Source organism: Falsiroseomonas sp. RANM36, assembly GCF_056682175.1.
On sequence record NZ_JBWXTD010000004.1, the window covers coordinates 53,038 to 63,869 of the forward strand.

10 protein-coding genes are annotated in these 10,832 nt (G+C 73.1%); 8 read left to right on the plus strand and 2 right to left on the minus strand.

All coding sequences use genetic code 11. The features are described 5' to 3' along the window. Positions 1 to 155 precede the first annotated feature (155 nt). Together AC1MIR_RS14010 and AC1MIR_RS14015 are read right to left on the minus strand one after the other, a co-directional pair. On the minus strand, positions 156 to 455 hold the full coding sequence (locus tag AC1MIR_RS14010; RefSeq protein WP_480028812.1) for a (2Fe-2S)-binding protein: 300 nt from the start codon (positions 453 to 455) through the stop codon (positions 156 to 158). Next, on the minus strand, positions 439 to 1,572 hold the full coding sequence (locus AC1MIR_RS14015; RefSeq protein WP_480028813.1) for an NAD(P)/FAD-dependent oxidoreductase: 1,134 nt from the start codon (positions 1,570 to 1,572) through the stop codon (positions 439 to 441). The genes AC1MIR_RS14010 and AC1MIR_RS14015 overlap by 17 nt, the downstream gene beginning before the upstream one ends. Before the next feature lie 71 nt (positions 1,573 to 1,643). On the opposite strand from AC1MIR_RS14015, the gene AC1MIR_RS14020 reads away from it, so the two are divergent. The 8 genes from AC1MIR_RS14020 to AC1MIR_RS14055 form a co-directional block, all read left to right on the plus strand. Next, positions 1,644 to 3,140: an ABC transporter substrate-binding protein gene (locus tag AC1MIR_RS14020; RefSeq protein ID WP_480028814.1), complete on the plus strand. Its 1,497-nt coding sequence runs from the start codon at positions 1,644 to 1,646 to the stop codon at positions 3,138 to 3,140. A gap of 276 nt (positions 3,141 to 3,416) precedes the next feature. Then, the gene (locus AC1MIR_RS14025; RefSeq protein WP_480028815.1) at positions 3,417 to 3,986 is read left to right on the plus strand and encodes a Pvc16 family protein; all 570 of its coding nucleotides are present in this window, start codon (positions 3,417 to 3,419) and stop codon (positions 3,984 to 3,986) included. Then, entirely contained in the window at positions 3,983 to 4,825 is an 843-nt protein-coding gene (locus AC1MIR_RS14030) for a hypothetical protein (RefSeq protein WP_480028816.1), read from the plus strand. Before AC1MIR_RS14025 ends, AC1MIR_RS14030 begins: the two co-directional genes overlap by 4 nt. 12 nt (positions 4,826 to 4,837) lie before the next feature. After that, the gene (locus AC1MIR_RS14035; protein WP_480028817.1) at positions 4,838 to 6,685 is read left to right on the plus strand and encodes a phage tail sheath family protein; all 1,848 of its coding nucleotides are present in this window, start codon (positions 4,838 to 4,840) and stop codon (positions 6,683 to 6,685) included. Positions 6,686 to 6,767: 82 nt separating this feature from the next. Next, positions 6,768 to 7,223: a phage tail protein gene (locus tag AC1MIR_RS14040; protein ID WP_480028818.1), complete on the plus strand. Its 456-nt coding sequence runs from the start codon at positions 6,768 to 6,770 to the stop codon at positions 7,221 to 7,223. 7 nt (positions 7,224 to 7,230) lie between these two features. Then, positions 7,231 to 9,387: a phage tail sheath C-terminal domain-containing protein gene (locus AC1MIR_RS14045; RefSeq protein WP_480028819.1), complete on the plus strand. Its 2,157-nt coding sequence runs from the start codon at positions 7,231 to 7,233 to the stop codon at positions 9,385 to 9,387. Further along, positions 9,384 to 9,878, plus strand: coding sequence for a phage tail protein (locus AC1MIR_RS14050; protein ID WP_480028820.1), 495 nt, complete (start codon positions 9,384 to 9,386; stop codon positions 9,876 to 9,878). Before AC1MIR_RS14045 ends, AC1MIR_RS14050 begins: the two co-directional genes overlap by 4 nt. After that, positions 9,875 to 10,832 (plus strand): CIS tube protein (locus AC1MIR_RS14055; RefSeq protein WP_480028821.1); only part of this gene is annotated, 958 nt, incomplete at its 3' end. The genes AC1MIR_RS14050 and AC1MIR_RS14055, both read left to right, overlap by 4 nt.

Genomic DNA, 10,832 nt, shown 5'->3' on the forward strand with positions numbered 1-10,832 from the left:
GTTCGCGCCCTTCAGCGCCCCGATCACCGCGTCCGTCACCTGGTCCGTGGTCGCGCGGCCGCCGAGGTCGGGCGTCAGCACCACGCCGCGCGCCGTCACCGCCGCGGCCATGCCCGCCGGTCCGGCGCCGACGATCAGCAGGTCCACCTCGGTGTTCACGCCGCATCCGCCTCCGGCAGGTCGCGCACGCCGTGTTGCGGCGCGGCGCTGAGGCCCGGGCGCACCGGCGTCATGCAGGCCTGCACGTTCTGCTGGCCGTCCACCTCCACCAGGCAGTCGAAGCAGGCGCCCATCAGGCAGAGCGGACCGCGCGCGGCGCCGCTCACCGCCGTCTCGCGGAAGCTCAGCACGCCGGCGGCCAGCAGCGCGGCGGCCAGGCTCTCGCCGCTGCGCGCCGGCAGTTCGCGCCCGTCCCAGGTGATGGCGATGTCGGGCGGATCAGTGCGTCGGAACATGCTGGATCGGCATCCGTGCGAAGCGGTCGGGGTGGAGCTCGGCGGCGAGCTGATGCATGCCGCCGCCCATCACGGCCTCGGCCATCGGGCCGGCGTGGACCGCGGCGAGCGTGACGCCGGAATGGCAGACGGCGACGAAGCAGCCGGGATGCGTCGCGCTCTCGGCATAGGCGGGGAAGCCGTCCGGCGTCATCGGCCGAAGCGCCGCCCAGCTCCGCACCATCCGCGCCGCGGCAAGCGGCGGCAGCACGCGGATCGCGCGCGCGGCCATCTTCGCCAGCGCCGCGGTGGTGGTCGGCGTCTCCAGGATGCCGTCATCCTCGTTCGTCACGCCGATCTGCACCGTGCCGTCGCCGGTCTGGCGGATGGCGCTGGCGGGCTTCGGGAGGATCGGCGCGAGGCGCTCCGTGACCATGTTCTGGCCGCGCACCGGCCGCACCGGCACATCGAGACCGACCATCGCCGCGATGCGCGTGGTGGCGACGCCGGCAGCGACGACGATGCGCCCGGCCATCAGCGCCGCGCCATCCGCGCGCTGGATGCGATAGAGGCCGCCGACGGCATCGATGGCCACCACCGGCGCGCCCGGCAGATGCGCGCCACCGGCCGCGCGCAGCCCGGCATGCAGCCCGCGGAGCAGCGTCAGCGGGTCCACATGGCCGTCAGTCGGGTCGTAGCTGGCGCCCACCACCTCCGGCCCCAGCGGGCAGCCGGGCATCATCTCCAGCAGCTCGCGCCGGTCCACGACGCGAACGGTGCCATGGCCCTGGTTGTGCCGGCGATGCACGAAGTCGCGCCGCTCGGCGAGCTCCGCCTCGCTGAGGCAGAAGGTGAGGCCGCCGACCGGGCGATAGGCGACGTCCCGCCCGGCGAAGCCCGAGACGCGCTCCGCCAAGGCGGGCCAGAGCGCGATGCTGAGGCGCGTCCAGGCGCCATAGGCCGGCATGCCGTCGCCCTTGGACTGGCCCCAGACCAGCCCGAAATTGCCGCGCGCGGCGCGCAGCGCGACGTCGCCCTCGTCCAGCACCACGACGCGCGCACCACGCTCGGCACAGCCATAGCCGATGGCGGTGCCGACCATGCCGCCACCGATCACCGCGACATCGTAGCGTTCCATGGGTTGCGAGCGTGACGTGCCCTGGCTCATCCTGCAAGCCGCAGGAGGGAGGAAACACGATGCGCCGAACGATGACGGCCCTGGCCATGGGTCTGCTGATGGCGGGTGCGACGCAGGCGCAGACGCTGCGCGTCGGCCAGATCGCGCAGGACCTGGGCACCACCGATCCGCACAAGGCGACGGCCACGCAGGACAAGGCGACGGCCTCCTGGGCGTATGACGGGCTGATGCGCTTCCCGCCCGGCAGCGCCGATCCGGCGAGGCTGGAGCCCGACCTGGCGGAATCCTTCCAGCGTTCCGCCGATGGACGGACCTTCACCTTCCGGCTGCGTCAGGGCGTGCGTTTCCACGACGGCAACCCGCTGGAAGGCGAGGACGTCGTCTATTCCCTGCGGCGCTCCGCCGACCGCCAGCGCAGCGCCTTCGCCGGCGACTACCGCGCCGCGACGGCGGTGGACCTGGCGGACCCGATGACGGTCCGCGTGACGCTGAGCGAGCCGGTCGCCGGCGCGCTCGGGCTGTTCGCGAACTACCATGGCGGGCTGATCGTCTCGCGCCGCGCCGATGCCGGCGGGCAGGCGCCCGGCACCGGCCCCTTCCGCCTCGAGCGCGCCGGCGGCGGCGCCGCGCGGATGGTCGCCTTCGACGGGCATTGGCGGGGGCGCCCGGCCATCCGCGCCATCGACATCCGCTTCATCACCTCCGACGCGACGCGCGAGCTCGCCTACAATTCCGGCGAGCTCGACCTGATCATCGGCCGGCGCGAGCAGCGCTGGGTGGAGCGGATGCGGGCGCAGCCGAACACGGTGGTCGAGGTGTTCTCGCCCGGCGAGTTCCGCACCCTGCTGATCAACACGCGGTCCGCGCCGCTCGACGACCTGCGCGTGCGCCGCGCCATCCAGCACGCGGTCGATCCCGGCGCCATCGCGCGCTTCGTCGGGCTCGACGTCGCGACGCCCTGGCCGAGCCCGGTGCCGCCCGGCTATCTCGGCAGCACCGACCAGGTGCCGCGCTTCGCGCCGGACCCGAACCGCGCCCGCGCCCTGCTGGCCGAGGCCGGGCACCCGGAGGGGGTGACGATCAAGGCCGTGGTCTCCTCCAACTCCGCGCAGCTGCCGATCATGGAGGTGATCCAGGCACAGCTCCGCCGCGCCAACATCCGGCTCGAGATGGATGTGGTGGAGCATGCGACCTATCACGCGCGCATCCGCCAGAACCTGTCGCAGATGACCTTCTACGGCGCCGCGCGCTTCCCGGTGGCGGACAGCTACCTGACGCAGATGTACCATGCGCGCAGCGCACCGGGCCAGCCGGCCGCCTCGCTCAACTTCGCCCATTGCGACGTGGCGGATGCCGAGATCGACGCGGCGCGCGCCGAGCCGGACGAGGCGAAGCAGCTCGCGCTCTGGGCGACCGCGCAGCGCAAGATCCTGGAGGCGGGCTGCAGCGTGCCGCTGTTCGACCTGCGCCAGGTCTGGGTGCGGCGCAGCAATCTCGAGCTCGGCTACCGGCTGGAAGGCGCGATGAACCTGGGGCCGCCGATCACCTACGCGACGCGCCTGCAGTAGCCTGCGCTGTCCTGCCGCGCCCGCAACTGTCACGATTGCGCGAGATCCATGCCACGCCGCGCGGCGTGCGCGGAGCGCTGTGCGCATTGGCAGGCAGGCGCGAGGCGCCGCGCCGGCGCGCAACCCGGACAGTACACTTCGCGAACGCGACGAGATTCACGGTTGCGTCGCGCGAAGACCACGCCGTAACGTCGCGCAGCGCGGCGATGCTGCTTCCGCCGCGCCGCGAGCCGAGCTTCCGGCACGTCGCGTGGCAGCAGGAGGGCGTTGCGGGCCGTGTCCATCGCGGGCGCCACCGACAGCCTCGTGCAGCTTCTCAGGACCCGCCTGACGGAAGGCGGCGGACTGGATGGCTACACCGTGCAGGCCATGTCCTCGCGCGATGTGCGCCCGACGCTGCAGAACCGTGTCGGGCTCATGCTCTACCGCGTCGGTCTCGATCAGACGCGGCGGCATGTGGACCTGCCGCGGACGGCGCCGACGGCGCCATCGCGCAGCGCGCTCGGTCTCGAGCTGCACTACCTGCTGATCGTCTGGGGGCTCAACTCGGCCGAAGGCGAGCAGGTGATGCTCGGCCGCTGCATGCAGATCCTGGACCGCTTCGCGGTGATCTCCGGCCCGACGCTCTCCCCCTCCTATGCGTGGGAGCCGGGACTCGCGCTGCAGGTGAGCCCGGAGCCGCTGGAGAACGAGGATTTCCTGCGTCTATGGGACGGGTTCGAGGGACCGCCGCTGCTGTCCATGCCCTATCTGGTGCGCACGGTGCGCCTCGCGCCCGTCGAGCGCGTGGACGCCCCGATGGTCGAGACACGCACACTGATCGGCATACCGGGCGTGCCGCGATGAGCACCGCCCTCGCCTTCGCCGCCGGCTATCGCGTGGATCGCGTCGTCGCGCTCGGGGTCCTGGCGCTGCGGCCGCTGCTGCATGTGGCGATCGGCTGCCCGGCGGCGCCGCCGCCGATCGAGGGGCTTCGCGTCACGGCGGAAGGCGCGGCGGAACGCCCCGGCTGGCATGCCGAGACCGGCCTCTATGGCTTCCTCCGCCTGCCGCCCGGCCTGCGCCGCCTGCTGGTGTCCGATCCGGCCAACCGCTTCCAGCCCGCGCGGTTCGAGGTGGTCGTGCCCGACCGCGCAGCCGTGCGGCGTCGCCTCGAGGCCGGCATCCCGGAGCCGGCGATGTCGCCGCGGCCGCTGCTGCGGGAGGTGCAGTTGCATGCGTCGCCGACGGCGCCGCTTGTCCCCGGCACCACGGCTGCGTGGGGCCAGGTGCGCGATGCGTCGGGCCGACCGGTCGCGCTGGCGCGGCTGATGGTCACCACCTTCGTCGAAGGCGTCGTGCGCCGGCATCTCTCCTGGAGTGCCGCGGATGGCAGCTATGCGCTGCGCCTGCCCGGCGAAAGGCCCGATGTGATCGGCGGCGATCCGCCCTGGCGCGCGACGCGCCAGCTCGTCGTGCATGCGCCGCGCACCGCGCTGGCCGCGGCCCTCGCGCAGGACTTCCTGGGCGCCCTGCCCGCCGAGCGCGATGCGCTCGATCCCGATGCGCCGGGCGCATCCTTCGAGCGCCGGGCCTTCGCGCTGCGCGATGCGCGCGGCGTGCGGCGCACCGGCGCGCCCGGCAACGACCCCACGCTCCCGATCTTCGGCGGTCAGCAGACCCGCTGGGACATCGAACTGGCCTGAGGAGGCACGCGCATGCCCGAATACCTGGCCCCCGGCGTCTATGTGGAGGAAACCTCCTTCCGCGCGAAATCCATCGAGGGGGTCGCGACCTCCACGGCGGGATTCGTGGGGCAGGCGCGGTTCGGGCCGGTCACCGGCGCGCCGCAGCTGGTCACCTCCTTCGAGGAGTTCCAGCGCTATTTCGGCGACAGCCAGGACCTGGTGCTGGCCGAGGGGCTGACGACCAACCACCTCGCCTTCGCGGTGCGGCATTTCTTCGAGAATGGCGGCCGCCGCGTCTATGTGGCGCGCGTGTTCAACCCGCCGGCGGGGGAGACGGCCGATGACGCCCGCGCATCCTCGGCGGCGCTGTCGGTGCTGGGCGCGGACCGCTTCATCCGGGCGCGCTTCCCCGGCCGCGCCGGCAATGTCGTGGTGCGCGCCAGCGGCACGCGCAGCGGCAACCTGCTGACCGGCACGGCACCGAACCGCAGCCTTGCCGGCGTGCGGCCCGGCGACCTTGTCGAGTCCAACAACAGCGCCGCGAAGGATCGCGTGGTGGCGGCAACCGGCGCGCAGGCGCTCGAACCGACCGCGCTCTGGGCGGTCTCGCTCGACGCAACCGGCCGCCCGGTGCTGACCGGCGCGGGCGGCACGCTCGACATCAATGCCGCGGGCCTGGTCAGCGTGCAGAAGGTGACGCTGGCGCTGCTCGTGCAGCCGAATGGCGACGGGTCAACCGGCGATCGGTCGGACAACCATGCGGGACTCTCGCCGCACCAGGACTCCGACGTCTTCATCGGCCGCGTGTTGCGCCACGAGGACCACGATGCGGGGGTCGGCCCGCCGCCCGACCGCACCAACCGCATCTTCTTCGATGCCGGCACGCTCCCGACCACGGCGGCGCAGCGCGCGGAATTCGCGGGGGGCCTGGCGGCGGCGCTGATCGCCGCCTCGCCGATCCAGCTCTCGGGCGGCGTGGACGGCCGGCTGGCGGATTCCGAGATCTTCGTCGGCGAGGGCGCCGGGCACGACGCCACGGGCCTCGTCGCGCTCGAGGAGATCGAGGACATCGCGATCGTCGCCGCGCCCGGCGGCGCCGCGCTCGCCGATACCGAGGCGCAGCTGGTGCGCGGCGCGGTGATCTCGCATTGCGAGCGGATGCGCTACCGCTTCGGCATCGTCGCCGGCCCGTCGGACGCGGATTCGGCCGCGATCCGCGGCGTGCGCGGCCAGCACGACAGCACCTACGCCGCGCTCTACTACCCCTGGCTGGTGGTGCCGCGCCCCTCCGGGCTGACCGGAGAGACGCTGCTGCTGAGCCCCGAAGGGGCGATGGCCGGCATCTATGCCCGCAGCGACATCGAGCGCGGCGTGCACAAGGCGCCGGCGAACGAGGTGGTGCGCGGCATCCTGCGGTTCTCCCGCCCGGTGAACAAGGGCGAGCAGGACGTGCTGAACCCGGAAGGCGTGAACTGCCTGCGCTTCTTCGAAGGGCGCGGCTACCGCGTCTGGGGCGCGCGGACCATGACCAGCGATCCGGAATGGACCTACATCAATGTGCGGCGCCTGTTCATCTTCATGGAGCATTCGATCGACCGCGGCACGCAATGGGCCGTGTTCGAGCCGAACAACGAGACGCTCTGGCTCAAGATCCGACTCACCATCGAGAGCTTCCTCTACGACATCTGGCGCAGCGGCGCGCTGATGGGGACGAAGCCGGAGGAGGCCTACTGGGTGCGCTGCGACCGCTCCACGATGAGCCAGTCGGACCTCGACAACGGCAGGCTGGTCTGCCTGATCGGCGTCGCGCCGACCAAGCCCGCCGAATTCGTCATCTTCCGCATCGGCCAATGGACGGCCGACGCCTCGATCGTCTGACGGGCAGCGGCCCGAAGGCCGCGGGGCCGCGAGGCCCGGCGGCCGGATCGGCCCGCGGCATTGAAACGGGAAAGCACGCATCATGGCTGTGACACGCGACGATCCCTACGGGGCCTTCAACTTCAAGGTCACCATCACGCCCGCCTCGGGCACCGAGATCAAGGCGGGCTTCTCCGACGTGTCGGGGCTCTCGACCGAGATGACCTATGCGGACTACCGCGATGGCACCGATGCCTTCAACCGGCCGCGCAAGGTGGCGCTGATGTACAAGGCCGGCGACGTCACGCTGAAGCGCGGGCTGATCGGGCGGCTCGACCTCTACGAGTGGATCGACCAAGCGCGGCAGGGCAAGCTCGACGCCAAGGCGACGGTTGTGGTGGAGCTGATGAGCGAGGACCGCGCCGCCGTCGTGATGAGCTGGAAGCTCATCAATGCGCGGCCCTCCAAGCTGACCGGGCCGACCCTTGCGGCGAAGGGCGGGACCGACGTGGCGATGGAGGAACTCGCGCTGGTCTGCGAGGACATCAGCATGGAGTGAGGCGGCCATGAGCGCCTCTCTTCGCCGGGCGGACTTCGCCGCCGGCGCGCTGTATCGCCCCGGGCTGCCGCCTGGCGTGTACGAGGCCCGCGCGACCGCTTCCGTGCGCCGGATCGTGCGGCTGGACACCGCCTGCCTGATCGGGCTGGCGGAGCGCGGGCCGCTGAACACGCCGGTGCCGCTCGACAGCTTCGCGGCGTTCACGCGGCTGTTCGGGGGTGCCGTCGCCGGGCTGAACCTGCCACAGGCGGTGCGCGCCTTCTTCGCGGAAGGCGGGCGGCGCTGCATCGCGATCCGCTGCATGGACCACCGCAACGCCCGCACCGCGCGCTTCGTGCTGCCCGGCGTCACCGCGCATGGCACCGCGCCCTCCCGCCGCGCGATCCGCATCGCGGCACGCAATCCCGGCAGCTGGGCCAACCGCATGCTGCTGCGGCTCGCGGCGCGGCGCCGCGCCCTGCCGCTGGTGCGCGACTTCCGCTGGGTGACGCCGTCGGGCGGCGGCGCGCCGGTGTGGCAGCGGCGCTGGCTGGCGCCGGCACATCGCGGGCTGCCCGGCACGACGCTGCGGCTGCCCGGCACGCGGGCCGGCCTGCGCGGCTGGCATGTGGCGCATGTCGCCGCCGTGGAAGCCGCCGGGCGCGGCACGGTGAGCCTGACGCTCTCGCCCGAGCCGCCCGCCGGCTTCCGCCTGGCCGCCAGCGCGACCGGCGCGGAGGAAGTGCTGCTGTCGCTTGCGATCACGCTGGACGGGCAGGTGGTGGAAAGCTGGGAGGAGGCCGGGCTGCACGCCGACCACCCGCGTTACCTGCCGCGCCTGCTGGGTCGCCGCGCGGTCTCCGAGATGCTGATCCCGCCGCCGGTGGACGGCAGCGACCCCGAGACCGAAGCGGGATCGCCGGACCGCATCTGGGGTGGGCCCGAGGATCCGCCGGGGTCGGAATTCCTCCGTCCCTCGGCGCTGCAGCGTGCCTCCTGGCTTTATCCGAGCGACGACCTGCTCGCCGCGCCCGATGGCCTGCTGGTCGCCGGCGCCGACCTGCCGCCGGTGCGCCAGGGCCGCGACGCGGCGCAGACCACGCGGCGCCATGATTTCCTGGAACCCGCGGGCATCACGCCGTCGCACCTCGCCGGCGACGCCGATCATCGCTTCCTGGTCTTCGCCAATCGCCCGGCGGCGCTCGACGCGCTCGGCGAATGGGACAGGGCGCAGCCCTTCTCGCCGGCGGCGCTGATCGTGCTGCCGGACCTGCTGCACCCGGCGCCGGCCGAACCCGCGGCACCCGACCCGGCGCCGGAGGCCGGCGCGCCCTGCTTCGGCGCCTGCATCCCGCCGGCGGCGACGGTGGCGCGCCCGGTGCTGGACTATCGCTGGCTCGGCGAGGATCTCGACGACCTCCGGGACACGCAGGCAGCGGTGGTCTCGGCCTGCGAGGCGCATGGCGCGCGCATCGCGCTGCTCGACCTGCCGCCGCGGCTGACGCCCGGCGAGATCGGCGCCTGGCGGCGCGCCCTGGCATCCGACCGCGCGGCCCTCTACGCGCCCTGGCTGCTGGCGCCGGATGCGGGCGATCCGCGCGCGGCGGCGGTGGTGCTGCCGCCGGCCTGCGTCGCCGCGGGCATCGCCGCGCGCGTCGAGATCGCCGGCCATCCCTGGAGCGCGCCGGCCAACCAGGCGCTGCGCAGCGCCTTTGCGATCGCGGACGATCCCGGCCTGCCCGATGCCGGCTTCCTGCACGAGGAACGGGTGGACGTGATCCGTCCGACCGAGCGCGGGCTGATGTTGCTGGGCAGCCGCACGACATCGCTCGATCGCGACTGGACGCACATCTCCGTCCGCCGCCTGGTGGACTGGCTGAAGCTGCAGATCGCGAAGGACCTGGAATGGGCGCCCTTCGAGCCGAACGACCAGGTGCTCTGGGCCGGGCTGGTGCGCACCGCGACGCAGCGGCTGCGCGCCGTCTTCGACGCCGGTGGGCTGGCGGGGCGCACGGCGCGGGAGGCGTATTTCGCCCGCTGCGACGCGACGACAACGCCGCTCCACGCGCGCGACAGCGGGCAGGTCATCTTGCTCGTTGGCGTGGCGCCGGCTGTGCCGGCGGAGTTCATCGTGTTCCGCCTGGTGCGGGATGGCCTCGGCGTGGCGCTGGAGGCGGAAGGATGAGCGATGCATTCCTGACGCGCTTCAATTTCAGCGTGGAGATCACCGTCTCCGGCTTCGGCGGCGACGAGGGGCTGGCCGATGGCAGCCCGCATGCGGCACGCGGCGCCTTCAGCGAGGTGACGGGGCTGGAGCTCAACATCGAGATGACGCCGTTGCGCGAAGGCGGCTACAACCTCGGCGTGCGGCAATTGCCGGGCAAGGTCAGCTCGCCCGCGCTGGTGCTGAAGCGCGGGGTCACGCTGGACGATGGCTTCTGGGCCTGGATCCGCCGCTGCACCGACGGCACCTTTCCCCTGCCCTATGTCTCCGGCGCCGTCACCGTCTTCGGCCCCGAAGGCCCGCGCGGCGATCCGCAGGCGGTGTGGTCCTTCACGCGCGGGCTGGTGACGAAGGTCAAGTCCGCCGACCTCGCCGCGAAGGGCGCGACCGACGTGGCGATCGAGGAGCTGCACATCGCGCATGAAGGCCTGATGCGGGAGGCCGCGTCATGACCGCGCAGTTCCGCCGCGCCAGCATCGTGCCCTTCGACGATGCCGGCAGGACGCCGCAGGACGACCAGGCGGTGGCGCTGGACTTCAACCCGGCGACGCTGACGCTCAAGACCAGCGCCGGGCAGTCGCGCGACCGGTCGCGGCAGGGGCGGCAGCAGGTGCAGGATGTCGGCGCCTCCTCCGCCACGCTCTCCTTCGAGGCGGTGTTCGACAGCACGCGCCCGCGCGACGGCGAGGATGGCCGCGCGCCGGTGCAGGAAGAAGAGCTGGATGTGCGCCTGCGCACGCGGCCGCTGGCGCTGCTGATCCAGGCGGACGAAAGCCAGCAGGGCGGCGGCGGGAAGAACAAGCAGCCCGCACCGAAGCGCGTGCAGTTCCGCTGGGGCAGCATCGTCTTCAACGGACTGATCACGCAGTACCAGGAAACCTTCGACTACTTCTCTCCGGGCGGCGTGCCGCTGCGCAGCAAGGTGCAGATCACGCTGACCGAGCAGGAGTTCCGCTACGAGATCGACAGCCAGGACCGTGCCCGCGCGCAGGCGGCGGCCGCGCCCTCGCCGGGCAGCATGCGCGACGCGGCGAGTGCGGCGGGGGCGGACAGCCTGTTCGACCTCGGCTCCGGCGGCTTCTCGCTCGGCCTCTCGGCAGGGTTCTCGGCGGGCTTTTCCGCGGGCTTCTCGGCGGAGTTCTCGGCCGGCTTCTCGGCGGGCTTCTCGGCCGACATCTCGCTGGAGGCCGAGCTCGGCCTGTCGCTCGATGTCGGGCTTTCCGCGGGCGCGGGGGTCTCGCTCTCGGCCGATGCGGCGCTGGATCTGTTCGGGTCCCCGGCGCTCGGCACCGGCGGCGCGACGGCGGGCAAGGCGGGCATCGCCGCGGCCGGGCCCCCCGCCCGCCCCGGCGCGGGGGCCGCCCCCGCCGGCGAGGGCGCGCGCCCCCCCCCCCCCCCCCCCCCGC